Here is a 25,815-nt window from a genome sequence, read left to right on the forward strand (position 1 = left end):
TTTGGGATGGCGCTGATCACAATGCTTGCGGGGGCAGGACTGCACGATTACACGTCGAGGCGAATTTCGCCGTCCATAAAGGTCCTTGTCATGCGTCTGAGCCGTTATTTCCTGCCCGTCCTGAAAGAAACCCCGCGCGAGGCGCAGATCGTGTCGCACCGCTATATGCTGCAGGCGGGGATGATCAAACAGGCCAGCGCTGGCATCTATTCCTGGCTGCCTTTGGGCTTCAAGGTGCTGCGCAAGATCGAGAATATCGTGCATCAGGAACAGGAACGCGCGGGCCATATCGCGATCCAGATGCCGACGATCCAGTCCGCCGATCTGTGGCGCGAGAGCGGGCGCTATGACGCCTATGGCGAAGAAATGCTGCGCATCAAGGACCGTGGCGGCCGCGAGATGCTGTTCACCCCCACGGCCGAAGAACTGGTGACCGACATCTTTCGCGCGCATGTGACCAGCTACAAGGACCTGCCGCTGACGCTCTATCAGATCCAGTGGAAATTCCGTGACGAGGTCCGCCCGCGTTTCGGCGTCATGCGGGGCCGTGAATTCTACATGAAAGACGGCTATAACTTCGACCTGACAAAAGAGGACGCGCTGCACGCCTATAACCGCCATCTGGTCAGCTATCTGCGCACTTACGAACGCATGGGCCTGCAGGCGATCCCGATGCGCGCCGATTCCGGTCCCATCGGCGGCGACGATACGCATGAATTCCTCGTCTTGGCGGAAACCGGCGAATCGGAAGTGTTCTATGACAGCCAGATCACCGACCTGAAGTTCGGGGACCGGCAGATCGATTACAACGATCACGCCGCCTGCGCTGCTGTGCTGGACGAATTCACCAGCCGCTATGCGCGCACGGATGAAACCCATGACGAGGCGCTGTTCAACGAAATCCCCGAGGAACGCCGCCGCACTGCGCGCGGGATCGAAGTGGGCCAGATCTTCTATTTCGGCACCAAGTATTCCGATGCGATGGGTGCTTTGGTCGATGACGGCAAGGGCGGCAAGGTCCCCGTCCATATGGGCAGCCACGGGATCGGCGTGTCGCGTCTGCTGGGCGCCATTATCGAGGCAAGCCATGATGACAAAGGCATCATCTGGCCCGAAGGGGTGACGCCGTTCCATTGCGGGATCGTCAACCTCAAGCAAGGCGATGCAGAGGCTGATGCGGCCTGTGAGGCGCTTTACGACAGCCTGACTGCGCTGGGGCTGGAGCCGCTTTACGACGACCGCGACGAACGGGCAGGCGCGAAATTCGGCACGATGGATATGATCGGCCTGCCTTGGCGGATCACCGTCGGGCCGCGCGGGCTCAAGAACGGCGTGGTTGAACTGACCAGCCGCCGCACGGGAGAAAGCGAAGAATTGCCGCCTGCGGATGCCGTGGCGCGGATCGCCAAGATCTACGAAGGGATCGCGTGACGCGCAAAAGCCCGCCGGTCGCGCAGATATGATGCGCTTTCTTGCCACGATTTGCTATGATCCGCATAAAACGGGCATGAGGCAGGCCATGACATATCGGAACGCAACACCATGATCCTGCGTGTGATTGGCCTTGCCGGTGGGCTGGCGGGGGCCGCTGGCCTGTCGCAATTCCCCGAATTCTCGCAGCAATACCTGCAACGGCTGGGCGGGCATGTGGATGCGTTGACAGCACAGCTTGTCGATTTCGATGCAACCGCGTTCGAGGCGGGCTTTGGCCGCGAGGAAATGTTGCAGCAAATGGCGCAGACCCCGCCGATGGACGGGCAGGCCGCGATGTGGCGGCGCACGATCCTGCGGCATGCGCAACTCTCCGACGATCTGGACGCTTTGCGCAACGCATCCCCCGTCGCGCGGCTGACGATGCCGCAGCGCGTGGCCGATGCCGACATCGCCCGCGCGGTCTGGGCCGATTTCCAGCCTGCGATGCCGCTGTCGGCAGCGGGCGCTGTCGCTGCAGGCGCGGGATTCGGGGCAGGCTGGGCGCTGCTGGCCTTGCTGGCCGCCCTTGTCACCGTTCCGTTCAAGGCCACCAAAAAGCCGCGCGCGCAGCCCGTCAAACGTAAACCGCCTGCGATCAAAGGCGAGCCACCCATCGCCAAACCGCGTCTTGTGGCAGAAACGCCCTCGCATATTCCCCGCCTGTCGGGGGTCAAGCGTTGATCGCGCTGGCCATGTCCGGCCCTGCCCGCTAGAAGACCGCCATGCAGACAACCCGCCCTTTTGCCAAATTCGAATGGATGATCGCCTGGCGCTATATCCGCGCCAAACGCGCCGAAGGCGGCGTCAGCGTCATGACATGGATCAGCCTGATCGGCGTCACGCTTGCGGTCTTCGCGCTGATTGCGACGCTGGCCGTGCGGTCAGGCTTTCGCGCCGAATTCATCGACACGATCGTGGGCGCGAATGCCCATGTGACCGTGGTGCGCCCGCGCGAGGTGATCGAGGATTACGCCGCCATGTCCGACCGGATCATGGCCATACCGGGTGTGCAAAGCGTCGCACCTTTGGTGCGCGGGCAGGCGATGGCAGGGGCCTTTGGCCAGATCGCACTCGCCGATATTTACGGCATCCATCTGGATGATCTCAAAGCGTCCGAGGCCATCGTGGATAGCGAACGCACCATCGGCAATATCGACGATTTGCCGAACGGGATCGCCCTCGGCTCGGCCTTGGCGGCGAACCTTGGCCTTGGCCTTGGCGACAGGATCGAGATCACGACACGGTCGGGTGCTGCCACGCCCATGGGGCAATCCACGCGGCGCAACGCTTATGAGGTCGTCTATATCTTCTCCACAGGCCGCTACCAGATCGACGAGGTGCGCGCCTATCTGCCCTTCGAGGTGGCGCAGACGATCTTCAACCGTGACGGTGTGGCCGATGAATTGGACATCCGTCTTGACGACATCAACCAGTCCGAGGCCCTGAAACAAGAGATCGCCAATGCCGCAGGCCCCAACACCTGGGCCTATAGCTGGCAGGACCGCGTGGGCCGTTTCCTGCGCGCATTGACGATCGAGGACAATGTGATGTTCATCATCCTGTCCATTCTGGTGCTGGTCGCGTCGATGAACATCATCAGCGGGCTGATCATGCTGGTGAAAAACAAAGGCCGCGATGTGGGCATCCTGCGCACCATGGGCCTGACAGAAGGGTCGATCCTGCGCATCTTCTTCATCTGTGGGGCAGGGATAGGGACCATCGGGACCGCGCTGGGCGTGATCCTCGGGTGTCTTTTCGCGATCTATATCGACCAGATTTTCAGTCTGGTGAACTATGTCGCCGGTGGCGGTGTCTGGGACCCGTCGATCCGCGGCATCTACAACGTGCCTGCCGAACTGCATCTGTCCGATGTGCTGAAAGCCGTGTCGCTGTCGCTGGGCCTGTCGTGGATCATCACGATCTTTCCCGCCCGCCGCGCCGCGCGCATGAACCCGGTCGAGGCGCTGCGCTATGAATAACATCCTGTCGCTGCATGACCTGCGCAAGACCTACAACGCGGGCAAACCGAACGAGGTGCGCGTGCTGCAAGGCGTCGACCTGACGGTCGGGGCGGGGGAAATCGTGGCCCTTGTTGCCCCGTCAGGGGCGGGCAAATCGACCTTGCTGCATATCGCGGGGCTTCTGGATACGCCTGACACGGGCACGGTCAGCATCGCGGGCACCGACATGACGCACCTGTCGGATCGTAAACGCACGGGCGTGCGGCGGGGCCAGGTCGGGTTCATCTACCAGTTCCACCACCTGCTGCCTGAATTCTCGGCGCTGGAAAACATCGTCCTGCCGCAGCTTGCCAATGGTGTCAGCGAAAAAGCCGCCCATGCCCGCGCGATGGCCCTGCTTGACCGCGTGGGCATCGCGGAACGTGCCGCGCACCGGCCTGCGGCCCTGTCGGGCGGCGAACAGCAGCGCGTGGCGTTTTGCCGGGCGCTCGCGAACGAACCCGCACTGTTGCTCGCGGATGAACCGACGGGCAATCTGGACCCCGACACATCCAACCGCGTGTTCGAGACGCTGATCGGGCTGGTGCGCGACACTGGCCTTGCGGCGGTGATCGCGACGCATAACCTAGAGCTTGCCGCGCGCATGGACCGGCAGGTGCGGCTGAACGCGGGCGTTCTGGTCCCGCTCTAGGGCTTTTGGGTCAACAATCGCCCGCCGTCAGCATGATCAGCGCCTTGAGGTGTTCTTTGCCATGCCATGATCTGCGTCATGGCTTGCGGCCTGCGACTTTGCTAGTCTGGCAAAAAACAAGGAGGCAAATGATGCAGAAACTCATTCTTGGCGCGGTGCTGGTGCTTGCGGCCTGTGTTGACGAACAGCCGATCGACGGGCGCACGGCCTATCTGGACAATTGCGCCGCCTGTCATGGCGCGGACGGGACCGGCAACGGGCCGATGGCGCGCGATCTCGGCGTGATACCGCCGGATCTGACCCAGATTTCCGCGCGCAACGGCGGCACCTTCCCCCGCGACGCCGTGATGAGCACGATCGACGGCTATGAAGCAGGCCAGCACCTGTCGGGGGCGATGCCCGAATTCGGCGCGGGCGACATGGGCGATACCGTGATCGTCGAAAACGACGGGCTGGGCACGCCGGTGCCGTGGAAACTGCTTGTGCTGACCGATTACCTCGAGACGCTGCAAAGATGACAGCGATCTGACATTGCCGTGACCGGCTGCACCGATTGGTGCGCTGGTGACGTGTCTGCCTTAGGTTTCGTGCAACAACCCGAGGATCAGATCATGCGTATTATGCTTCCCTTCGCCTTTCTTCTGGCCACCGCCGCGCCCGCGCTGGCAGGCCCTGTCAGTTTCGCCAGCGGCTGGCAGGAACAGCGGCTGTCGCTGTTCAGTTCCAACCGCTACGGGTTCGGCGAGAGCCTCACGCTCGAATCGAACGGGTCGGTGTCCATCGCATGGACCCGCGTGCCACGCGCCGATTGGAACACGCGGGGCGCATCGTGGTCCTGGACGGTCGAGCAATCGGTGCCGGCGACCGACCTGTCGCGCAAAGGCGGGGATGACCGCAACATCTCGCTCTATTTCGTGTTCGTGCCGGAAGAGCTCGCCCCCGGTCTGGAAGGCGCGAATATCCGCAGTCTGCTGGGCAACAGCGACGTGCGGATCATGCAATACGCCTGGGGCGGCAATCATGCGGCGGGGCAGGTGATCCCCTCGCCCTACGGCCCGCCGGGGCAGGGGGTGACCATCGCCTTGCGACAGGCGGGCACGGGGTCTTTCAATGAAAACGTGGACCTTGCGGCGGATTATGCGCGCGCCTTTGGCGGTGCGCCGGGGGCGCTGGTGGGCTTGGCCGTGTCGGGCGACAGCGACGACACCGACAGCGTGATCCGTGCGGCGCTGGGCAATCTGGTGCTGCGGTAAGGGGGCCTAGGGGATCTGGGCCAGCAGCGCTGTGGCCATGGGCGTGTCCGGCACGGTGCCCGCAATCTCGAGAATCAGCTTGCGGCGGATGGCATCGGTGAACGCGGGGCCGTCCATCGCGGGCATGACAAAGGCGTTCGGGCCGCCGATGATGTTCTGCTCATAGAGATTGACCAACCCGCTGTTGCTGCGAAAATCATTGTTGCGCAGGATCGGCAGGGCGTTGATCGTGATGCCCGCTGCGACGACCCTGTCGCGGGATTGGGTGATGGGCGGCCCAAGGGTATTGGCCATCGTGTCACCCGAAAAATCGATCACGCGGCGCAGGCCGCGGATGTCGTTCCCCTCGATCTGGTCCATCCCGTAAAGCAGCGCCGCGCCGATGGCATTGCTGCCGCTCGCTTGCCGTGGCGGGCCGATCAGGGCGTTGGCAAAGGCGGTGGCGCTGTCCATATCCGCGATGATGGTCCAGTCCACGACCGTCGCCTGATTGCTGGCCCATTCGACGTAAGTGACCGCGATGGACCCGTAAAGCGTGTTCTGGATCGCCGCGACGACCGCCGGATCGGTGATTGCGGTGGCATAGGATTGCCGCTGGAACAGCAGTTCATCCGCGTCGATGGACCCCGAGGCATCGGCGAGCAGGACCAGTTCAAGGTCCGTCTCGATCTGCTGGGCCAAGGCGGGCGAGGCGAGGAAGAGGGCAAGGATCAGGTGGCGCATGGCGGGAAGATAGGGCGGGATTGACGCAAGGGTAGGGTGCGCATTTTGCGCACTGATGTCGTCGGGGTGGTGAGCAGGATGCGCACCCTACGGCTGGCTACTTTAGCCAGCGATCAAGCTGTGGATGTTGTCCAACCTTGTACAGCCGAACAAGAAATCCCCATCGAATTGCCTCACTGTGCTTACGCATAGGAAACGGAATATTGAACAACAAAATGTATAAAGCGGTTGCCAGAACTATAAAATTGCCAACTGTCGCTATAATCCTGTAAACAGTTGCAACGTCATTCGAGAAAATAATACTTGTCTGAAGCTCAAACAAGTAGAAGGCGAACGCGCCTATCGGAATAACGGTACAAACCATTATAACCGTTAGACAAAGAGATAATACTGCTGAAATTGGTATAACTTCTTTGAAGGAGCCATAAGGCATCACAGGCACTGCTAAATGCATTTCGTCCTGCTCGTTGAAAAAACCATAAGCACCCGTTGAAAAACCACGAAGAGACAATCGCAGCCCCTCACGCGCTCGAATTATGATAATCATTGCGATGGATTGGACTTGCATTATGGTGATGTAAAGGGAAACACTCGCGACAATAGTTAGAAAAGCTGTCGGAACTGTTGCGGTCACCCCTTGAAAATTGATGCTAATCAAGTTTTGATTGCTGAGCGAAGATAACAAAAGATAATAAATAAAGAGAAAGCTGCAGCTTTTTATAAGCTTAGAAATCAGTGTATCCTGAATGCGCCCAAGGTTCGTGTATATCGTATCCCAGTTCGCACCCGCCGCTTTGATGTGCCTAAGCGTCGTACGGAACTCGTGCTGCTTTATGCTACGCAAAGAAATCCATTTCGACTTCATCTAAACATCCAACTCCTCCACGAACCGTGCGTTTTCCTGGATATACTGGAACCGCAGTTCGGGTTTCTTCCCCATCAGCCGCTCGACCAGATCGGCGGTGTCGCCGGGCACTTCGTCATGCACGGTCACGCGGATCAGCTTGCGGGTGGCGGGGTCCATCGTGGTTTCTTTCAGGTCCTTGGCGTCCATCTCGCCCAGACCCTTGAAGCGTTGCACGTCGATCTTGCCTTTGCCGCCCAGACCCTTCGCCAGCATCTTTTCCTTTTCGGCGTCATCCGCCACATAGATGCGCCGCGCGCCTTGGGTCAGGCGATAGAGCGGCGGGCAGGCCAGATAGAGATGCCCGTGGTCGATCAGCGGGCGCATCTGGGTGAAAAAGAACGTCATCAGCAGGCTGGCGATATGCGCGCCGTCCACGTCGGCGTCGGTCATGATGATGATCTTTTCATAGCGCAGGTCATCGACATTGAACTTGGTGCCCATGCCGACGCCCAAAGCCTCGCACAGATCGTTGATTTCCTGATTGGTGGTCAGCTTGTTCGATGCCGCCCCCAGCACGTTCAGGATCTTGCCTTTGAGCGGCAAGAGCGCCTGATTGACGCGGTTGCGCGCGCCCTTGCCGGACCCGCCCGCGGAATCCCCTTCGACGATGAAGAGTTCCGTGCCCTTGCGGTCCTTGGACGTGCAATCGGTCAGCTTGCCGGGCAGGCGCAGTTTCTTGGTCGCGGATTTGCGGGCGGTTTCCTTTTCCTGACGGCGGCGCAAGCGTTCCTCGGCGCGCAGGACCAGAAAATCAAGGATCGCGCCTGCGGATTTGGTATCCGCCGCCAACCAGTTGTCGAAATGGTCGCGCACTGCACCTTCGGTCATGCGGGCCGCGATTTCGGACGACAGCCGGTCCTTGGTCTGGCCCACGAAGGCCGGTTCGCGGATGAAACAGGACACCAGCGCACAGCCGCCCGACATCAGGTCTTCACGCGTGATCTGCGCGGCCTTCTTGTTGTTCGCAAGCTCGCCATAGCCTTTGATCCCCTTGAGGATCGCGTTCCAGAAGCCCGCGACATGGGTGCCGCCTTCAGGGGTGGGGACCGTGTTGCAATAGGACTGGATGAACCCGTCGCGCACCGGCGTCCAGTTGATCGCCCATTCCACCTTGCCGGGTTCGTTGAACTTGTCGGCAAAATCGACGCTGCCCGCAAAAGGCTTGTCGGCATAGGTCGCGGATTTGCCCAATGTTTCCTTGAGGTAATCGGCCAGACCACCGGGGAAATGGAACGTCGCCTCCAGCGGGGTTTCACCGTCGTTGATCTCTGTCTTCCAGCGGATTTCGACGCCCGAGAAAAGGTAGGCCTTGGACTGGATGGATTTGTAAAGCCGCGCCGGTTTGAACCGCTGCGACCCAAAGATCTGCTCGTCCGCGTGAAAGGTCACGGTCGTGCCGCGCCGGTTCTGGGTCGGTCCCAGTTTCTGGATCGGGCCAAGCGGCAGGCCGCGTGAAAACCGCTGTTCGAACAGTTCCTTGTTGCGCGCCACCTGCACGATCATGGAATCCGACAGCGCGTTGACGACCGATGCACCCACCCCGTGCAACCCGCCCGATGTCTGATAGGCCTTGCCCGAGAATTTGCCGCCCGCGTGCAGGGTGCACAGGATCACTTCGAGCGCGGATTTGTCGGGGAATTTGGGGTGCGGATCGACGGGGATGCCGCGCCCGTTGTCGCGGATGGTAACGGAATAATCCGCGTGCAGTTCAACCTCGATCCGGTTGGCATGGCCTGCCACAGCCTCGTCCATGGAGTTATCAAGCACCTCGGCCACCAGATGATGCAGCGCCCGTTCGTCGGTGCCGCCGATATACATGCCGGGGCGTTTGCGGACGGGTTCCAGCCCTTCCAGCACCTCGATGCTGGAGGCGTTGTAATCGTCGGGTCCTGTTGTGGACAAAAGGTCGTCGGCCATTGGCTGCTCTTTTCTTGGTGGTTTGCGCTGTTATGGCAGAGGGGGGCTGCGCATGAAAGACCTCAGATATGCCGTTTGTCTTGCCCTGCGGGCTGTGGCAGGTTTCTTGCCAAACGGGGGATGCCGATGACCGGAACGACAACGACGCTGAAAACGCTGCCCGACTGGCGCTATCTGCTGGCAGAGTTCTATGAGCTTTACCGTGCGATCCCCGCAGGGGGCAGCGACCGGATTCGCACCCACCAGCGCCAGACCCGCGAGGCGATCAACCGCGTGATGAAAGCCAATGCGCCGGTCCAGCTGCAACCTGCCGCGCAAAAACCTGTGACCGCCCATCTGCGCCGCGCGCTCGATCAGGGGCGGTCGGGACCGATGGCCTCGATCATCCGGTCGCTTGATACGGTCAGCGCCGAACTGTCGTGGCAATACGGATACGAAAAGGTGCCGCCCGCCTTGGCGGAATCCTATGCCTATGCCGAAATCGCAGGCCCCCACGGGCCGGTTGTTACGGCCGAAATCATCCTCGGCGTCGTGCTGTTCGCGCCTGCCTGCACCTATCCGGCGCATGCGCATCAGGGGATCACCGAAAGCTATGTCTGCCTGTCGGGGGCGGTGTCCGAGAATCATCAGGGCGTCTATGTGCCGGGCTCGATGATCTTCAACCCGCCCGACCATCTGCACCGGATCACCGTGGGCGACCGCGAACCGGCGCTGCTGGCCTATGCATGGCTGGGGAAGGCGGATGATCTGGCGGGGCAAAAGATGGTCTTTTCCCGCCCGCGCAAATAGGGTGCCGCAAACAGACATGTGAAAGGACCATCCATGCGCATTTTCTTTACCGGCGGCAGCGGCAAGGCAGGCAAACACGCGATCAGGCATCTGCAGGCGCAGGGGCATACGGTTGTGAATATCGACCTTGTGCCGTCCGGTCTGGACGTGTCCGAATTGCTGGTGGACCTGACCGATGCGGGGCAAGTGATCGGGGCTATGTCGCAATACACCGATTTCCACGAGCTTGACGAAGGTACCGGCGTGCCGCGTTTCGATGCCGTGGTGCATTTCGCCGCCGTGCCGCGTGTGATGATCGGCACCGATGCGGAATGTTTCCGGATTAATACCTTGTCCACCTATAACGTGATCGAGGCGGCGGTGAAGCTGGGCGTCCCCAAGGTGGTCTTTGCCAGTTCCGAGACCACCTACGGCGTCTGCTTCGCCCATGGCGAGGTCAAGCCGGATTATGTGCCCGTGGACGAGGAACACCCCACCGTGCCGCATGACAGCTATGCCATGTCCAAGGTCTGCAACGAGGCGACAGCGCGCAGCTTTCAGGCGCGGTCTGGCGCAGATATCTATGGTCTGCGCATCAATAATGTCATTGAACCACATGAATATGCGAAAAACTTCCCCGCCTTTATCGCTGATGCCGCAACCCGCCGCCGCAACATTTTCGCCTATATCGACGCGCGCGATCTGGGGCATATGGTCGATTGCTGTCTGAAAACCGACGGTCTGGGCTATCAGGTGTTCAACGTCTCCAACGACGATCTCAGCGTCGGGATCACCGCGCAGGACGTGATCGACCGCTTTTACCAAGGGGTCGAGGTGCGCGGCACTTTGTCGGAAAACGAAACAATGTATAGCAATGCCAAGGCCAAGCGCATGGTCGGTTTCACCCCGCAGCATTCCTGGCGCGCGGTGCTGGGCTGATGGATTTCGCGCGCTTCGACCTGGCCGCATTCGAGGCGGCGACCGCAGAGGACCGCGCGGCGCAGGCGGCAGAGCTTGACCGGATCTGCCGCGACACGGGCTTTCTGGTGCTTGACGGGCATGGCGTGAACCCTGCCGTGATCGCCGCAGTCTGGGCGGCAGCGCAGGCGTTTTTTGCGCAGGACCCTGCCGCCAAACAAGCGGTCAGCCCGCCCTATCAGGGCTATCCCTACGGCTATCTTGGCCCCGATACCGAGGCGCTTGCCCGCTCCAAAGGCGAGGACACGCCGCCCGATCTGAAGGAAAGCTTCAACGGCGGTCCTCTGCGCGTGCCAGCGGATGCGTCACCCGACGCGATGGCGTTTTGCTACCAGCCGACGCTCTGGCCCGACCTGCCGGGGTTTCGTGGAGCGTGGGAGGCCTATTACGCCGCGATGGAGGATCTGGCCGCGCGGATCATGCGTGCCTTCGCCGCCGCATTGCATCTGCCGGAGGATCATTTCGACCCGTTCATCGCCAATCCCATCTCTGCCCTGCGCGCGCTGCATTATCCCGCAACGCAAGGAGTGCCGCGCGACAAACAGCAGCGGGCGGGGGCGCATACGGACTATGGCTCGCTTACCATCCTGTTGCCGCAGCCTGGCAGTCAGGGGCTACAAGTGCGCATCGGCGAGACCTGGGTCGATGTGCCAGCACCCGAGGGGGCCTTTGTCATCAATATCGGCGATCTGATGGCGCGCTGGACGGCGGATGCCTGGGTCAGTACCCTGCACCGCGTTGTAGCGAAACCCGACCAGCCCGCGCGCCAGTCGCTTGCGTTTTTCCACCAGCCCGATTGGGATGCGCAGATTGTGCCATTGGATGGATCGGACGCCTATCCGCCCGTGAAATCAGGGCCTTATCTGATGGACAAGTTCCGGTCTACCGGCACCTGACCTGCGACAAGGACGCCCCTTGCGGGCGGACGTCGAAAGCCTAGCTTGCGGGGTAAGTGTGCGAGGCAAAGCAATGACCCATGACCCGCCGATAGCCGTGATGGACGCCGATTGCGCCGTGTGCAGTTGGGGCGCGCGGATGATCCACCGGATCGACCGCAGCGGCGATATCCGCATCGCGCCGATCCAGTCGGCGACGGGGGCGGCACTGATGCGCGCCAACGGGCTGGACCCGCGCGATCCCGACACATGGCTCTTTATCGAATCTGGCACGGTCTGGCGCGATTTCGACGCCTTGATCCGTGTGGGCCAGCGCAGCGGCGGCTGGGGCAGAGTGTTTGCGCTGTTGCGGGTCCTGCCGCGTCCTTTGCGCAACTGGCTTTACCAGCGCGTGGCGCGCAACCGCTATGCAGTGTTCGGACGCGGCGACATATGCGCCTTGCCCGATCCCGCATTTCGCGCGCGGCTGCTCTCATGACAGATGCGCTGTTCCCGCGCTATCTGGGCGCGGATTTTGCGGCACTGCCGGGCGAGGTGCAGGCGCTGCACCGGATTGATGGCACGGTGACATGGCGCGGCACGGCCAGCGTGACACGCGGCACAAGCCTATGGCCACGGCTGATCGCGGCGCTGTTCCGCTTTCCCAAGGCGGTGGCGGAAACCCCTGTCACCGTCACCATGACCCCCCGACCAGATGGCGAGGTCTGGGTCAGGCAATTTGGCACCAGCCGGTTCCGTTCGCATCTGCGGCTGAACGCGGGCCGGATCACCGAACGCTTCGGGCCGTTCACATTCGATCTGAACCTGCATGTGGCGGAGGACGCGCTGCATTTTCCGGTGACGGCGGGACGGATCGGCCCCGTCCCGCTGCCCCGCCGCGCGCTGCCGGTCAGCATTGCGCGCGAATATGCGGCGGACGGGCGGTTCCGGTTCGATGTGGCGATCCATGCGCCGCTGACGGGGGCGCTGATCGTGCATTACAAAGGCTGGCTGGCGTGATGGGCAGATCACGGCCACGTGTCGCCCGCTGCGTCACGCTGCGATTGCGGCAAGCAGCGCTTCGCGGTACCTAGAGGCATGTTGCGCAACCTGACCCTGATCCCGCTTTTGCTGCCCATGCCTGCGCTGGCGCATCCGCATGTCTTTGTGGATGTTCAGATGGCCGTGGTGTTCGACGCGGATGGCAACGTCGGCGTTCGGCTCGACTGGGTCTATGACGCTTATTTCTCGATGCTCGTCACGTCTGATCTGGGGATCGACCTGGATGGGGACCTGAAACTGACACCCGTGGAACAGCGCCTGCTCGACGAACAGATCGCCGCTTGGCCCGCCGATTTCAACGGCGATCTGGAGGTGGTGCAGGGCGACACGGTCCTGCCGCTGGCCCCCAAGCGCGACCATGCGATGGTCTACGAGAACGGGATCATGCGCGAAACCCACCTGCGCCCCTTGGCGCGGGTTGCCGACCGCAGCGCACCGCTGACGATCCTGCCCTATGATCCGACCTATTATATCGCCTATTCGATTGCCGGTCCCGTCACCGTCGAAGGACGCGACGATTGCACGGTCGACATCATCCCCGCCAATCTGGACGCCGCCTATTCGCTGGTCGAGGAACTCCTTTATGGCCGCCCTGCCAGCGACGTGGGCCCCGACGAGGATTTCCCCGAAGTCGGCCGGTCCTTTGCCGATACCGTGGTGGTGACATGCGCCGCACAGCTGTAGGACTGCTCGCCATGATCGGTGCGACAGCACTTTGGCTTTGGGGCTTTGGCGGGGCTGACCAGATCGCGCGGGCTGCCGCCGCTGCCCAGTTGCAAGTTCAGAACGCGATGGCGGGGGCTTTGCGCGCGCTCCAGCAAGGCAATCCGGGGGCGGTGCTGACGCTGTGGGGGCTGTGTTTCGCCTATGGCTTTGTCCATGCCGCAGGGCCGGGACATGGCAAGCTGGTGATCGGTGGCTATGGCCTTGGCGCGCGGGTGCCAGTGGGGCGGCTGGCGGGCCTCGCGCTGGCCTCGTCGCTGGCACAGGCGGCGACGGCGGTGGTGCTGGTCTACACCGCCGTCTGGGTGCTGGGCTGGGGCCGCGAACAGATGACGGGGCTGGCCGATGACGTGCTGGAACCTGTCAGCTACGCGCTGATCGCGGGTGTCGGGCTATGGCTGGTGCTGCGTGGCCTGCGTCACCTGCGCGGCCTGCGCAAGCCTGTCCACGCACATGATACCGTCTGCGCCAGCTGCGGTCATGCCCATGCCCCCAGCGTGGAACAGGCGGCCGAGGTCCGTTCATGGCGCGATGCCGCAGCGATCATCGCTGCAATTGCTGTGCGCCCCTGCACGGGCGCGGTGTTCCTGCTGATCCTGACATGGCGGTTCGGGCTGGACTGGGCGGGGATTGTCGGCGCCTTTGTCATGGGACTGGGCACGGCCAGCATCACCGTGCTGGTGGCCTTTGCTGCCGTGGGCTTTCGCGAAAGTGCGCTGCAACTGGTCAGTAACCGCGGCACCGCACGGATGATGGCGGGCGCCGAAATCGCGGCGGGTGCGGTTGTTGTCGTGCTCGCCTTGCAGTTGGTCCAGCGCAGCATCTGATTGCGCTTTACGACCTGTCGCTTCGCGCCTAAAGCTGGCCGGATGCAACAGGCCGCCACCACATATCCTGAACACGCGCGCGCGATCTGGAAGCTGGGCATCCCCCTCATCCTGAGCAATATGGCGCAATTCGCGATCCATATGACCGATACGCTGATGCTGGGCTGGTATGATGTCACCGCCTTGGCGGCGTCAACCATCGCGACATCGCTGTTTTTCGTCGTGTTCATCGTCGGTGCGGGTTTCGCGCAGGCGATCACGCCTCTGGTCGCGGCAGCGAATGAACAGAACGACCATGTGCAGGTCCGGCGCGTGACGCGGATGGGGCTGTGGCTGTCGATCATCTATGGCGTGATCGTCATGCTGCCCTTTTTCTGGGCCGAGGATATCCTGATCGCCATCGGCCAAGCCCCGATTGTCGCCGCCGAGGCGCATCTTTACCTGCAGATCGTGATCTGGGGGATGATCCCGACATTGCTGGTCATGGCGCTGAAATCCTTTCTGGTGGCGCTGGAACATACCGCCTTCATCCTTTGGGCGACGGTCGGAACGGCAGTGCTGAACGGGCTGGTCAACTATGCGCTGATCTTCGGCAACTGGGGTGCGCCGGAACTGGGGATCGAAGGGGCGGCTATTGCTTCGCTTTTGGTCAACCTGCTGACCGTGGCGCTGCTGGTGGGTTACATCCTGCGCAAGCTGCCGCGCTATGAACTTTTCCGCAATTTCCACCGCCCCGATGGCGAGATCATGCGCCGCGTGTTCCTGCTGGGCTGGCCCATCGGGCTGACGTCCTTGGCCGAAGGCGGGTTGTTCAGCGCCTCGGCTATTATGATGGGCTGGATCGGGCCGATCGAGCTGGCGGCCCATGGCATTGCGATCCAGTTGGCCAGCCTGACCTTCATGGTGCATATCGGCTTTTCGCAGGCAGCCACCGTGCGGGCAGGGCGCGCATTGGGGCGGCGGGACGAGCCGTCCCTGCGGCGCGGCGGGATCACCGCCATCGGGTTGTCGGCACTTTATGCGACGGCCACGTCCATTTTGTTCCTGCTGATCCCCGGCACGCTGGTGGCGCTGTTCATCGACCCTGCCGAGCCCGAACGCCTGCGGCTTTTGCAGGTGGGCATCACGCTGGTGATGATCGCGGGGCTGTTCCAGCTGGTCGACGGGCTACAGGTCGTTGTGCTGGGCCTTTTGCGCGGTGTGCAGGACACAACCGTGCCGATGGTGATGGCGGCGTTCAGCTATTGGGGGGTCGGATTGCCTGCGAGCTACCTGCTGGCCTTCTACTGGGGGCTTGGCGGTGTCGGCATCTGGCTGGGGCTGGTGCTGGGGCTGCTGGTGGCCGCGATCCTGCTGATGTGGCGGTTCTGGGGGCGGTCCGTCCAGATCGCACCGGCCTTGGCCTAGGGCACCATATCCAGATCCTGCAAGCGCAGGCGCGGATGTTTGAACAGGCCGATATCCTCTAGCCGGCGCAGATGTGGAAACAGCGCCAGATATTGCGCCAGCGCCTCGCCGCGCAGCCCAAGGCTGAAGGCGGTGCCGGGGTGCAGGCTTTCGACGCCGATCCCGTTGACGAGAAGCGTCTCGTGCGTGGCAAAACCGAGATGATAGACATCGACCGCCGCGGCCGGGCGCAATGTGATGAACTGGTTACCGTCCACGAAATCGCGTGCCGGGATATAGGCGGCAGCCTTGCCGGTCAGTTGCGTAACGCTGCTGGCGCAGTGCTGCAACCGCGCGGCAGGGCCAAGCACGAGGTCCTGCAATGGCCGCCCGATCCCGAGGGCATCGGCGGTGATCCGCGTCAGTGTCAGGCGGGATGGCCCCGCATCAGCTTGCGTCGGCATGATCGTCATCATCCCGCGCCACATCAGCGGGACAAAGCTGCCGTCAAAAAGGCGCAGCATGTCTCCCGGCAGCAGATCCTCGACCGCAACGGGGCCGTTTTCCGATTGCAGGATCGTGCCGCGCCCCAGCGCGCCGAACGCATCCTCAAAAGCGGGGGTGGCGGGGGCCAGCGTGGTCATCTCGCCGATGGCACCGTCCGGCTGCAGATAGGTCACGGTGTATTTGCGCTGGCGCGGCAGAGTAGTGGCGTTGTCCGCCACCCGCTGAGGCGCAGGGCCAGCCTGCGCGGCAGACAAGATCCTGGCGGCATCTGAACGACGGGGCATAGCGAAACCTTCGGGCAAAGTGGGGCGCGTGTCAGCCTGACGCAAACAGGCCAGCGCAGCCCGCAGTGTGGCACATCCGCAAGAGCGCGTTACGCGTCGAGACTTGCCAGACGTGCGCGGCGGCGCGAAATCATGGCGCTGCGCCGTTGCCCGCGTGCCCAGGGCATGGGTGTTGCGATCGCGGCCTCTGCCGCGTCGAGCGATCTTTGCCAACGGTTTTTCATGGCGATACCTCTTATATGCGGGCCCTTATAATGGGCCTTGTCCGTTTATCATGCAGGAGCAAACTGGCAGGACTTGGGCGACGGACCGCACGGAGGGTCGAAATTCGTCATGTTGCGCCAAAACAGGTAAGACGATGATATCAGGAGATTTCCTGCCAGACGCTTATTTTGCTGGGTGAACGGCGAATGAACGTGCCATGCCTCTGTCCATCTGCCGCCGCAATGCTGCCCTGATTACAGGCGGATTGCCGCGATCAGGCGGCCGTAATCGGCCTCTTGAAGATGCACGCTGCGCCGGTAGCTGAAAAAGCGCACCGGATCGGCATAGGTGCAATGGCGCGTCCAATGCGCCTGCCCGATGCCGCAGGCCCGCAGCCGCATCAGCCCGAAACCGGGCAGGTCGAACTGGAACCGCCCTTGCGCACCGGTTGCAAAGAACCGCTCGTAACCCGGATCGACAGCAACAAAGCGGTCGCGGAAATCGTCGCCCACTTCGTAGTTGCGCTGGCTGATCGAGGGGCCGATCACCGCCGCGATATTGTGGCGGGTGGCACCCAGCTGTTCCATCGCCCGCACGGTCTGTTCCAGAACACCGGCCAGTGCGCCTTTCCAGCCGGCATGGGCCGCACCGATGACACCCGCCTGATCGTCGCAGAACAGGACAGGCTGGCAATCGGCGGTCAGCACCGACAATGCGATGCCCTTGGTGCGCGTGACCAGCGCATCGGCCTTTTGTACCAGCGGGCCTGCGGTCTCGACTGTGACGACATCGGCGGAATGGACCTGATGCACGCCGACCAGCCTGTCGGCGGTCAAATCGAGCGCGCCTGCCACGCGGTCGCGGTTGATCGCGACGATATCGGATTGGTCCGAACTGCCGAACCCGCAGTTCAGGCCCGCGAACACACCCGAGGATGCGCCGCCTTTACGGGTAAAGAACCCGTGGCGTGCGCTGCCAAGTGCGGCGTCGGTGATGATTTCTAGCGTCATGGGTCCAGTCCGGGTGGGGGCATGGCTGTCGCAGGGTAGAGCGCCATCACTTTGAACAGGTCACCCATTTCCGCAGGGTGGGTCAAGCGGCGATGTGCCGCCACATGCGTGTCAAGTGCGGCGCCCGTCAGCCCCGAGGCGAGTTTTCGCGCGCGCGCCGTGATGCCCAGCCGTTCCAGAAACACGCCCTGCGGTGTCAGACGGCTGTGCCGCGCGGGGGCGACATGGGCGGCGATGGCCGCGAAATCCACATGCGCCGTCAGATCGGCCTCGCCCGGCGCGGCCAACGGGTCGGCTGCGGCATGGCCTGCCAACGCCTGCAGCGTATCGCCCAGCGACTGCCAGTCGCCATAGTCGATGACCAGCGCGGCCCCGCCATGTGCCGCGATCCGCTCTGTGATGGTCTGCACGATGCCGGGCAGGGCAGGGCAGTGTTCCACCAGATCTCCATCCTGCGTGTCGTCCAGCCTGTGGGCCAGCATGCTAAGCGGTGCAGCGTCTGACAGGCCAAAGCACAGCTTGCCGTCCTGCGCTCCCACCATCCTTTCGCGCCAGCCCGTGCCTGCGCGCACGAACTGCCGGACCGGCAAGGCATCGAAAAACTCGTTCGCGACCAGCAGCAACGGCGCATCGGGCAGCGTGTCGATCCGGTCGTGCCAAGTGGCGTGCGGCACACACGCGGCCTGCAAGGCGCGCAGATGCGGCGAGGTTTCGACGAAATGCACGCGTGCTGCGGCCTGAAACCCCGGCACGGCGGCGGTGGCGCGCAACACATCGGCCATCAGCGTGCCGCGCCCGGGGCCAAGCTCGGCCAATGTCACAGGGTCGGGCGCGCCTTGGTCCAGCCAAGCTTGCGCCAGTGCCAGCCCGATCAATTCGCCGAACATCTGGCTGATCTCGGGGGCGGTGATGAAATCGCCCGCCGCACCAAAGGGGTCGCGCGTCGCATAATAGCCGTGCTGGGGATGCATCAGCGCCTCGGCCATGAAACTTGCGACACTGATCGGCCCGTCGCTCGAAATCCGGGCCAGCAGCATATCGGCCAGCGCAGTCATCTGCGGCGGGTGGTCGCCAGCACGACGACGAGACCTGTCAGGATCATCGGCAGCGTCAGGACCTGCCCCATGGTCAGACCATAATCACCAAACTGCACCGCCCAGCCCAGCGGATTGCCGGGGCTGACGAATTGCGCATCGGGCTGGCGGACGAATTCGACGATGAACCGCGCGATCCCGTAGCCCGCAAAGAAAATCCCCGACAACAGCCACGGTTTCTTCAACCCGCCGAAACGGAAGGCCAACAGCAGCAGGATGCCGCCCAATAGCAGACCCTCAAGACCCGCTTCATAAAGCTGCGAGGGATGGCGCACGCAGGGTTCTGTCGCCGTGGCGCAGGATTGCGCGGCGGTGCCCGGAAAGACCACGCCCCAAGGCACGTCCGTGGGGCGCCCCCACAACTCGGCATTGATGAAATTGGCGATCCGCACCAGCAGGATCGCAGGGGTGGCTGCGACAGCGATGATATCGGCCAGATCGGGTAGCGGCACGGCATGGCGGCGGCTGAACAGCCAGACCGCCAGCACCACGCCGACAAAACCGCCATGGAACGACAGCCCGCCTTCCCAGATGCGGATGATGCTGACCGGATCGGCGAGGAATTCGGCAGGCTGATAGAAAAAGACATAGCCCAGACGCCCGCCGCCGATCACGCCGATGACAATATACGTCAGCAAATCCTCCAGACGGGCGGGGTCCATCGGCGTGCCATTGCGCCACAGATGCGGGCGGCGCAGCGCGGCTTTGATGATCATCCAGCCCAGCGCGATACCGACGATATAGCCCATCGCATACCAGCGCAGGGCAAGTGTCATGCCAAAGATTTCGACGCTGAATATCTCGGGCGAGATATCGGGAAAGGGGATCGCTGCCAACATGGGCGCAGTCGTGATGCGGGACTGCGGCGATGTCAAGCAGCCCGACCTGCTTGTCTGTCACCCGGCTTGGCCCCATATAGACATGAACAGCCTTGGAGAGAGCCATGCAGAACCGTAACAAGATTTTCGACGATCTGAGCCAGTTGATGACCAACGCCATGGGCGTCGCCCAAGGCGCGCGCGACGAGGCGCAGACGGCCATGAAATCCATGATGGACCGATGGCTGGCCGATCGCGATTTTGTCACCCGTGAAGAATTCGACGCCGTCCGCGCGATGGCCCAGAAAGCCCGCGAAGAAAACGAGGCGCTGGCCGCACGGATCGCAGCACTCGAATCCAAAAAGCCGGATTGATCCGCCGCCGCCCAACCAGCCATTGCCGGTCACCAGAGATTGATTGTTACCCTCGAAGGGCAACTTTCGATCATTTATTTCAACCGTCAAAATAACCTGTACTTAAGGCAAGGTTCTACCGCCGCGTGTCATGGTGTTACCCAACCCCTGCCTTGTTTCGCGCATGATTGGCGAGCAAAAGCACCCCAGTTACTATGTAGAGCCAGTGTTTGGCAGAGGTTATCGAGTATGTTGGACGTTTTGTTGATCGTGTTGTTGGTCGTCGTTGTTGTGTTTGGGTCGAACAAACCTTCCCCACGGTTGTCTGCTGTTTTGGGGCGGTTGTACGTGTCGGGTTTCGGGCGATTTGGATGCAACGCGCACTGACTTGCCCTAACGTCAATTTTTTCTGCGCGGCTTGACGCCGCAGATTCCAAAGCATACCCCAGACTAGTCGGGCAGACTGATCTGTCTCTAGTCTGGCGGTATTGTTTTGGACTATTTCGCCAATACCTGTGCGTCCGTTGCCGGACTGCTTTTATTCTGTATCGGCGTGATTGGCCTTTCCGGGATGCCTTTCGCTGAAAACCCCACAATAACCGTGCTTTTTCAACCACTTGGTCAATCCGAAAGATTGAACCAGGCCTATTATCTTGCGCTGATCCTCGTGGGGATCTGGCTTGTACTTTATATTCAGGCGCGATTTGCAGCACTGGCGGCGCTTGTGCTTGTGCTGTTAAAGGTTCTAGTCGCCTGAATGTTTGCGGCGGAACTTTTTATTTGCTCCGCCGCGTATTTTTTTAGAACTCGGACAAATAGGCGACCAGAATATCCAGTGCCGCCTGCAGATCGCCCTTGTCGATCATTTCCGTGACGGTGTGGATGTAGCGCGTGCCCACCACGATCCCGACAGCGCGCGCGCCTGCGGCGGCTTGCTGGGCTGCGGCCCCGTCCTGCCCGCCAGCGGCCAGCATCGTGCGCTGGTAGGGGATCTTTTTCTTGATGGCCAAAGCCTCGATTTCGGCGACCAAGGCCTTGTCCGCGATGAAGGACGAATCCCGCACATGCAGCCCGAAACCCGCGCCTTGGGTTGTGGTTGCGTCCTTTTCGGGGATGCCGGGCGTGTCGCAGGCGAGCGTTGTGTCGATGCCCAGCCCGATGTCGGGTTTGATCGCATAGGCCGCCGTGCGCGCGCCGCGCAAACCGACCTCTTCCTGACAGGTGAAGGCCACGTGGATTTCCGCGCCGCGCCCTTTCTTGCCCAAAGCGCGGATCGCCTCGATCCCCAGCCAGCAGGCGATGCGGTTGTCCAGCGCCTTGGATACGACCTTGTTGCCCATCTCGATGAAAGGTTCGTCCATCACCACGAAATCGCCGATCTTGACCTTGTCGGCGGCGGCCTTGCCCATCCCAAGGTCGACGAAGAATTCGGTCACCTCGGGCACCTTCTTGCGCTCTTCGGCGGATGAGATGTGGATGGGCTTGCCGCCGGGGTTCATCACACCTTTGAAATCGCCCTGATCGGTGCAAACGAGCACGCGGCGCGAAAACAGGTTGCGCGGATCGAACCCGCCGACAGGTTGCAGGTAAAGATAGCCGTCCTTGGTGATATGGCTGACCAGAAAGCCGATCTCGTCCATATGGCAAAGCAGCATGATCCGTGGCGCGCCTTTCTTCTTGGCGTCGCGACGACAAAGCAGCGATCCCATCGGGTCGGTCGTGACCTCGTCGAACATGCCTTTGATCTCGGATGTAATCAGATCGCGGACGCGGTGTTCGTGGCCCGGTACACCGGGCATTTCGCAAAGTCGTTTCAGCAGGTCGAGATTCATGGCGTGCTCCTTTGTTGGGCTCAATCTGTGACGGGGTGCCACGCTTGGCAATCGGCGGCGTGAATTTTTTGCAACGACGGGTTTATCCCCAAGAAACTGCTTTACAGGTGGTCCATCGTGTCACACGATATATGGTAGGGGCTAAACGAGAACTCTACCGCCCCTAGAGCAGTCAGCTAGCGCTAGGGGCGTGCCAAGCCCCGCGCGCCAACACAGTGAGGCCAAGCATATGGCATTGTCCGAACACTACCTTGAAGCCGACGACCTGCACCCGATCGACCTTGTCGAACATATTGCCGAACACCATGACTGGGAGTTCGACCGTATCCACGACGACCAGATCGCCATGGCCGTCGAAGGCCAGTGGCGCACCTATTCGATCACGCTCGCCTGGTCGGCCTATGACGAAACCCTGCGTCTGATCTGCACCTTCGAGATGGAACCCCCCGCCGACCGCAAACCCGCCCTTTACGAGGCGCTGAACGCGATCAACGACCGGCTGTGGGCGGGCTCGCTCACATGGTGGGACGAACAGAACCTGATGGTTTACCGCTACGGGCTGTTGCTTGCGGGTGACCAGGTGGCCGGACCGGACCAGATCGACACGATGATCAGCGCCGCGGTCAGTGCTTGCGAACAATATTACCCTGCGATCCAGCTTGTGACATGGGCCGAAAAGACCCCCAAACAGGCGCTGGAAGTCGCGATTGCCGGCGCCTACGGGCGCGCATGAAAATTTCGCCAAGGTGGCTTTTCCTTCGCCTTGGCGTGGCGTAACCTCTTGGGAATACAACAAGAGGGCCAGTGAATGACGATGAATGATGTTGCGGTGCGCGGTCTGGTATTGCTGGGCTGCGGCAAGATGGGATCAGCCATGTTGGCGGGCTGGCTGCGCAACGGTCTGCCGCCCGCCTCTGTGTGGGTGATCGACCCGCACCCGTCCGACTGGCTGAAGCAACAGGGCGTGAATATCGGCGGCACTTTGCCCGAAAGCCCCGCAATCGTCGTTGTTGCCGTCAAACCGCAGATGATGACAACGGCCTTGCCTGATGTGAAGGCGCTAGGCACCGGCAAGACGCTGGTGATCTCTATCGCCGCAGGCACACCGATTGCGACGTTCGAGGCGGCCTTTGGCCCCGACACACCCATCATCCGCGCGATGCCGAACACACCCGCCGCCATTGGTCGGGGAATCACCGCACTGATCGGCAATGCCAAGACGACCGACGCCGATCTCGACATGGCCGAGGCGCTGCTCTGGGCGGTGGGTCAGACCGTGCGTCTGGATGACGAATCCCAGATGGATGCCGTGACTGCCGTGTCGGGCTCCGGCCCTGCGTATGTCTTTCACATGATCGAAGCTTTGGCCGCCGCCGGTGTCGCCGAAGGGCTGACGCCGCAGATGGCGATGGATCTGGCGAAGGCCACCGTGGGCGGCGCGGGCGAACTGGCCGAAACCGCGGACGAGGATCCCGCGCAACTGCGCATCAACGTGACCTCGCCCAATGGCACGACGCAGGCCGCCCTTGACGTGCTGATGGACAAGGACAAGGGCCTGCCAGACCTGATGCGCCGCGCTGTTGCTGCCGCCGCGAACCGCGCGCGGGAACTGGCCAATGAGTGAGATCACCTTTGACGATTTCCTGAAAGTCGATGTGCGCGTGGGCACCGTCACCCGTGCAGAACCGTTCCCCGAGGCGCGCAAGCCCGCGATCAAGCTCTGGATCGATTTCGGACCGGAGATCGGCGAGAAAAAGACATCCGCCCAGATCACGGTGCATTACGCGCCTGATACGCTGGTGGGCAAACAGGTGCTTGCGGTCGTGAACTTTCCGCCCCGCCAGATCGGGAAATTCATGTCCGAAGTGCTGGTGCTTGGCATGCCTGACGCGGGTGGCGCGGTCGTGCTGGTCGGCCCTGACCAAGATGTGCCCTTGGGGGGGCGTTTGCATTGAAAAAGCTCCTCATCACCCGCGCCTTGCCTGATGCGACCCTTGCCGCCGCCCGCGCGCGGTTCGACGTGACCCTGCGGGCCGAGACGACAGGGCTGAGCGTTGCCGAGGCCGCCGCCGCCTTGCGCGATTACGATGCGATCCTGCCGACATTGGGCGACGGCTTTACCGCCGAAGCCTTCAAAGGCGAGATTCGCTGCGGCGTGCTGGCCAATTTCGGGGTCGGCTATAACCATATCGACGTGGCCGCCGCGCGTGCCGCAGGTGTCGCTGTGTCCAACACGCCCGACGCCGTGACCGATGCGACCGCTGATATCGGCATGACGCTGATCCTGTCCGCCTGCCGCCGCGCGGGCGAAGGCGAACGGTTGGTGCGCGCAGGTCTTTGGACCGGCTGGCAGCCCACGCAGATGCTGGGCACCCATGTGACGGGCAAGACCGTGGGCATCGTCGGCATGGGCCGGATCGGGCAGGCCGTCGCGCGGCGTTGCCTTTACGGCTTCAACATGCCGGTGCTGTATTTCAACCGCTCGCCCAAGATGGTGGATATGCCTGCCAGCCAAGTCGACAGCCTGCACGACCTGATGGGGCAGGCCGATATCATCGTGGTCACCGTTCCGGGCGGCGGGGCCAACACCGGCTTGATCGATGCCGCCGCCTTGTCCGCGATGAAGCCCACAGGTATTTTCGTCAACATTGCGCGCGGCGATGTGGTCGATGAAGACGCGCTGATCGCCGCCTTGCAACAGGGCCGGATCGCGGGTGCGGGCTTGGATGTTTTCGCCAAGGAACCCTTCGTGCCCGAGGCGCTGCGCGCGCTTGAAAACGTGGTGATCCTGCCGCATCTGGGCACAGCCGCGCTCGAAGTGCGCGAAGCGATGGGGCAGATGGCGCTGGACAATATCATCGCATGGGACGAAGGGCGCCCGCTGCCCCAAGCGGTCTAGTCAGAGACCCGCAAGTTTGTGGCCTGACAACGGTGCCGCCATCTGGCTGGCCACCACAAATCCGTTTCGTCCCAGTTGCTTGGCGCGGTAAAGTGCATCATCGGCGCGAGCCAGCACTGCCTCCGGCGCGCATTTTTCGCCTTTGGGGTGATAGGCGACACCGACGCTGGCGGTCACGATCCCGATGGCATCGCTACGGCCGGGGTGGGCGATGGCAAGGGCTGCTATTTCGCTGACGACCTTTTGTGCCAGACGGGCCGCCGCCAGTTCGGTGGATTTGCGCATCACGATGGTGAATTCCTCGCCGCCGAAACGGGCGCAGAACACGGTGTCCGGCTGACACAGGGATTTGAAGACCGTAGCGATCTGGCGCAGACAATCGTCGCCAGCGGGATGGCCCAGCGTATCGTTGAACAGTTTGAAATGGTCGATATCAATCATCAGGATCGCAATTGCCTGATCCTTTTGACACCAGTCCTCCAGCTTTTCATCCAGATACCGGCGATTGGGCAGGGTGGTCAGGGCATCCGTCTTTGACATGACCCGATGCAGTTGTGTCGTCTGTTCGGCCAGTTCTGCCCGCCGCGTCGAACACAGCGCTCGGGTAAAGTCGACGCAACGGCGATATTCGACAAGGTGATTTGCATAGAGTGAAAACAGGCTCGCCACAGTGAACTGGAGCATGAACGCCAGTTGCAGATCGAGGGGAATCTGCGGCTTGGTCGCCACGGCGGCGGCTGTCATGCACAGGGCGAGTGTGGTGAAAATGACGGCCTGCCGAAACCGCAGCCCCAGAAGCATGTTTCCATAGATGATCGTCAGCGCAAGTTCGCCAAAGACATAGGTTCCAAGGTCTGCCTGCGTTGCCCAGAACAACCCCAAAGGCAAGGCATGTACGCCGATCAGCCCCAAGACCAGAATGTTTTCCCGCACGCGCGCACGCGCCCGCGAGACCACCCAGACAATCGCCAGCGTGGCCGGTGTCACCAGAAAAACGCGCATTAGGATCGATAGGACAAACAGATCCGGGACCAACAGCAGATTGCTGAGGATGAAAAGATTATAGATGATCAGTCCGATGAAAATCGTCAGCCGAAGATGTTTGATCCGGTCGCCCCGATTTTCCGCTTCATCAACCAGCGCTGTCTGCGGGTCAAAGCGCAGCCACCTGTCGAAAGACGGTTGTGGGGCCTGCCCAACCTTGTCCCCTGAACCGTCAAAGCCCATACGACGCCCATTGCTTGGTGCCGCACGCTTAGATCGAATGTCT

Annotated in this window: 30 protein-coding genes; 20 read left to right on the plus strand and 10 right to left on the minus strand. The window is 62.0% G+C overall.

The genetic code is table 11. From position 1 onward, the window contains the following. Positions 1–90: 90 nt before the first annotated feature. The 6 genes from proS to VCK47_RS16430 all read left to right on the plus strand — a co-directional run bounded on the left by proS (position 91) and on the right by VCK47_RS16430 (position 5,378). The gene (gene proS / locus VCK47_RS16405; protein ID WP_322891421.1) at positions 91–1,431 is read left to right on the plus strand and encodes a proline--tRNA ligase; all 1,341 of its coding nucleotides are present in this window, start codon (positions 91–93) and stop codon (positions 1,429–1,431) included. Between the two features lie 111 nt (positions 1,432–1,542). Continuing rightward, positions 1,543–2,154, plus strand: a complete 612-nt coding sequence (locus VCK47_RS16410) for a DUF2937 family protein (RefSeq protein ID WP_322891420.1) — start codon at positions 1,543–1,545, stop codon at positions 2,152–2,154. Positions 2,155–2,195: 41 nt separating this feature from the next. Then, positions 2,196–3,452 carry an ABC transporter permease gene (locus VCK47_RS16415; protein ID WP_322891419.1) on the plus strand — a complete coding sequence of 419 codons (1,257 nt, stop codon included), beginning with the start codon at positions 2,196–2,198 and terminating at the stop codon, positions 3,450–3,452. Beyond that, entirely contained in the window at positions 3,445–4,125 is a 681-nt protein-coding gene (locus tag VCK47_RS16420) for an ABC transporter ATP-binding protein (protein WP_322891418.1), read from the plus strand. The genes VCK47_RS16415 and VCK47_RS16420 overlap by 8 nt, the downstream gene beginning before the upstream one ends. Before the next feature lie 131 nt (positions 4,126–4,256). After that, positions 4,257–4,643 carry a cytochrome c gene (locus VCK47_RS16425; RefSeq protein WP_322891417.1) on the plus strand — a complete coding sequence of 129 codons (387 nt, stop codon included), beginning with the start codon at positions 4,257–4,259 and terminating at the stop codon, positions 4,641–4,643. A gap of 93 nt (positions 4,644–4,736) precedes the next feature. Next, a complete protein-coding gene (locus tag VCK47_RS16430; protein ID WP_322891416.1) occupies positions 4,737–5,378 on the plus strand; it encodes a DUF3047 domain-containing protein in 642 nt (213 codons plus the stop codon). Positions 5,379–5,384: 6 nt separating this feature from the next. On the opposite strand, the gene VCK47_RS16435 is transcribed toward VCK47_RS16430, so the two are convergent. The 3 genes from VCK47_RS16435 to parE form a co-directional block, all read right to left on the minus strand. Further along, positions 5,385–6,101 (minus strand): DUF1194 domain-containing protein, encoded by a 717-nt coding sequence (locus tag VCK47_RS16435; RefSeq protein WP_322891414.1) that lies wholly within the window; start codon positions 6,099–6,101, stop codon positions 5,385–5,387. A gap of 97 nt (positions 6,102–6,198) precedes the next feature. Continuing rightward, positions 6,199–6,966 carry a hypothetical protein gene (locus VCK47_RS16440; protein ID WP_322891413.1) on the minus strand — a complete coding sequence of 256 codons (768 nt, stop codon included), beginning with the start codon at positions 6,964–6,966 and terminating at the stop codon, positions 6,199–6,201. Beyond that, on the minus strand, positions 6,967–8,925 hold the full coding sequence (parE, locus tag VCK47_RS16445) for a DNA topoisomerase IV subunit B (protein ID WP_322891412.1): 1,959 nt from the start codon (positions 8,923–8,925) through the stop codon (positions 6,967–6,969). Positions 8,926–9,051: 126 nt separating this feature from the next. Between parE and VCK47_RS16450 the strand changes: the two genes are divergently transcribed. From VCK47_RS16450 to VCK47_RS16485, 8 genes are all read left to right on the plus strand, one after another. After that, positions 9,052–9,714, plus strand: coding sequence for a dimethylsulfonioproprionate lyase family protein (locus VCK47_RS16450; protein WP_322891411.1), 663 nt, complete (start codon positions 9,052–9,054; stop codon positions 9,712–9,714). A gap of 33 nt (positions 9,715–9,747) precedes the next feature. Further along, the gene (locus VCK47_RS16455) at positions 9,748–10,632 is read left to right on the plus strand and encodes an NAD(P)-dependent oxidoreductase (RefSeq protein ID WP_322891410.1); all 885 of its coding nucleotides are present in this window, start codon (positions 9,748–9,750) and stop codon (positions 10,630–10,632) included. Then, positions 10,632–11,567 (plus strand): isopenicillin N synthase family dioxygenase, encoded by a 936-nt coding sequence (locus VCK47_RS16460; RefSeq protein ID WP_322891409.1) that lies wholly within the window; start codon positions 10,632–10,634, stop codon positions 11,565–11,567. Before VCK47_RS16455 ends, VCK47_RS16460 begins: the two co-directional genes overlap by 1 nt. 73 nt (positions 11,568–11,640) lie before the next feature. Beyond that, positions 11,641–12,045 (plus strand): thiol-disulfide oxidoreductase DCC family protein, encoded by a 405-nt coding sequence (locus VCK47_RS16465; RefSeq protein ID WP_322891408.1) that lies wholly within the window; start codon positions 11,641–11,643, stop codon positions 12,043–12,045. After that, the gene (locus VCK47_RS16470) at positions 12,042–12,566 is read left to right on the plus strand and encodes a DUF4166 domain-containing protein (protein WP_322891407.1); all 525 of its coding nucleotides are present in this window, start codon (positions 12,042–12,044) and stop codon (positions 12,564–12,566) included. Before VCK47_RS16465 ends, VCK47_RS16470 begins: the two co-directional genes overlap by 4 nt. Positions 12,567–12,644: 78 nt before the next feature. Next, positions 12,645–13,292 (plus strand): DUF1007 family protein, encoded by a 648-nt coding sequence (locus tag VCK47_RS16475; protein ID WP_322891406.1) that lies wholly within the window; start codon positions 12,645–12,647, stop codon positions 13,290–13,292. Beyond that, positions 13,274–14,158 carry a hypothetical protein gene (locus VCK47_RS16480; RefSeq protein ID WP_322891405.1) on the plus strand — a complete coding sequence of 295 codons (885 nt, stop codon included), beginning with the start codon at positions 13,274–13,276 and terminating at the stop codon, positions 14,156–14,158. The genes VCK47_RS16475 and VCK47_RS16480 overlap by 19 nt, the downstream gene beginning before the upstream one ends. 42 nt (positions 14,159–14,200) lie before the next feature. Then, positions 14,201–15,565: an MATE family efflux transporter gene (locus VCK47_RS16485; RefSeq protein ID WP_322891404.1), complete on the plus strand. Its 1,365-nt coding sequence runs from the start codon at positions 14,201–14,203 to the stop codon at positions 15,563–15,565. Here VCK47_RS16485 and VCK47_RS16490 read toward each other — a convergent pair. The 5 genes from VCK47_RS16490 to lgt all read right to left on the minus strand — a co-directional run bounded on the left by VCK47_RS16490 (position 15,562) and on the right by lgt (position 19,482). Then, complete coding sequence (locus VCK47_RS16490; RefSeq protein WP_322891403.1) at positions 15,562–16,335, minus strand: Hint domain-containing protein; 774 nt, start codon at positions 16,333–16,335, stop codon at positions 15,562–15,564. The genes VCK47_RS16485 and VCK47_RS16490 overlap by 4 nt on opposite strands. An 89-nt stretch (positions 16,336–16,424) precedes the next feature. Further along, the gene (locus VCK47_RS16495) at positions 16,425–16,559 is read right to left on the minus strand and encodes a hypothetical protein (protein WP_322891402.1); all 135 of its coding nucleotides are present in this window, start codon (positions 16,557–16,559) and stop codon (positions 16,425–16,427) included. A 234-nt stretch (positions 16,560–16,793) separates the two neighbouring features. Continuing rightward, positions 16,794–17,549: a peptidoglycan editing factor PgeF gene (gene pgeF / locus VCK47_RS16500; RefSeq protein ID WP_322891401.1), complete on the minus strand. Its 756-nt coding sequence runs from the start codon at positions 17,547–17,549 to the stop codon at positions 16,794–16,796. After that, entirely contained in the window at positions 17,546–18,604 is a 1,059-nt protein-coding gene (locus VCK47_RS16505) for a class I SAM-dependent methyltransferase (protein WP_322891400.1), read from the minus strand. Before VCK47_RS16505 ends, pgeF begins: the two co-directional genes overlap by 4 nt. Continuing rightward, a complete protein-coding gene (gene lgt, locus VCK47_RS16510) occupies positions 18,601–19,482 on the minus strand; it encodes a prolipoprotein diacylglyceryl transferase (protein WP_322891399.1) in 882 nt (293 codons plus the stop codon). Before lgt ends, VCK47_RS16505 begins: the two co-directional genes overlap by 4 nt. A 104-nt stretch (positions 19,483–19,586) precedes the next feature. On the opposite strand from lgt, the gene VCK47_RS16515 reads away from it, so the two are divergent. Together VCK47_RS16515 and VCK47_RS16520 are read left to right on the plus strand one after the other, a co-directional pair. Then, entirely contained in the window at positions 19,587–19,835 is a 249-nt protein-coding gene (locus VCK47_RS16515) for an accessory factor UbiK family protein (protein WP_322891398.1), read from the plus strand. 472 nt (positions 19,836–20,307) lie between these two features. Beyond that, entirely contained in the window at positions 20,308–20,571 is a 264-nt protein-coding gene (locus VCK47_RS16520) for a hypothetical protein (protein ID WP_322891397.1), read from the plus strand. A 43-nt stretch (positions 20,572–20,614) separates the two neighbouring features. Here the strand turns inward: VCK47_RS16520 and VCK47_RS16525 are convergent, their stop codons facing one another. After that, entirely contained in the window at positions 20,615–21,646 is a 1,032-nt protein-coding gene (locus VCK47_RS16525; RefSeq protein ID WP_322891396.1) for a M42 family metallopeptidase, read from the minus strand. A 229-nt stretch (positions 21,647–21,875) separates the two neighbouring features. Between VCK47_RS16525 and VCK47_RS16530 the strand changes: the two genes are divergently transcribed. The 4 genes from VCK47_RS16530 (at position 21,876) to VCK47_RS16545 (ending at position 24,545) form a co-directional block, all read left to right on the plus strand. After that, positions 21,876–22,379: a YbjN domain-containing protein gene (locus VCK47_RS16530; RefSeq protein ID WP_322891395.1), complete on the plus strand. Its 504-nt coding sequence runs from the start codon at positions 21,876–21,878 to the stop codon at positions 22,377–22,379. A gap of 75 nt (positions 22,380–22,454) precedes the next feature. Further along, positions 22,455–23,270, plus strand: a complete 816-nt coding sequence (gene proC / locus VCK47_RS16535) for a pyrroline-5-carboxylate reductase (protein ID WP_322891394.1) — start codon at positions 22,455–22,457, stop codon at positions 23,268–23,270. Continuing rightward, positions 23,263–23,601, plus strand: a complete 339-nt coding sequence (locus VCK47_RS16540; protein WP_322891393.1) for a tRNA-binding protein — start codon at positions 23,263–23,265, stop codon at positions 23,599–23,601. Before proC ends, VCK47_RS16540 begins: the two co-directional genes overlap by 8 nt. Beyond that, positions 23,598–24,545 (plus strand): D-glycerate dehydrogenase, encoded by a 948-nt coding sequence (locus VCK47_RS16545; protein ID WP_322891392.1) that lies wholly within the window; start codon positions 23,598–23,600, stop codon positions 24,543–24,545. The genes VCK47_RS16540 and VCK47_RS16545 overlap by 4 nt, the downstream gene beginning before the upstream one ends. On the opposite strand, the gene VCK47_RS16550 is transcribed toward VCK47_RS16545, so the two are convergent. Further along, the gene (locus VCK47_RS16550; protein WP_322891391.1) at positions 24,546–25,547 is read right to left on the minus strand and encodes a GGDEF domain-containing protein; all 1,002 of its coding nucleotides are present in this window, start codon (positions 25,545–25,547) and stop codon (positions 24,546–24,548) included. Positions 25,548–25,815: the final 268 nt, after the last annotated feature.

Source organism: Yoonia sp. 72 (assembly GCF_034652275.1).
GTDB lineage: Bacteria > Pseudomonadota > Alphaproteobacteria > Rhodobacterales > Rhodobacteraceae > Yoonia.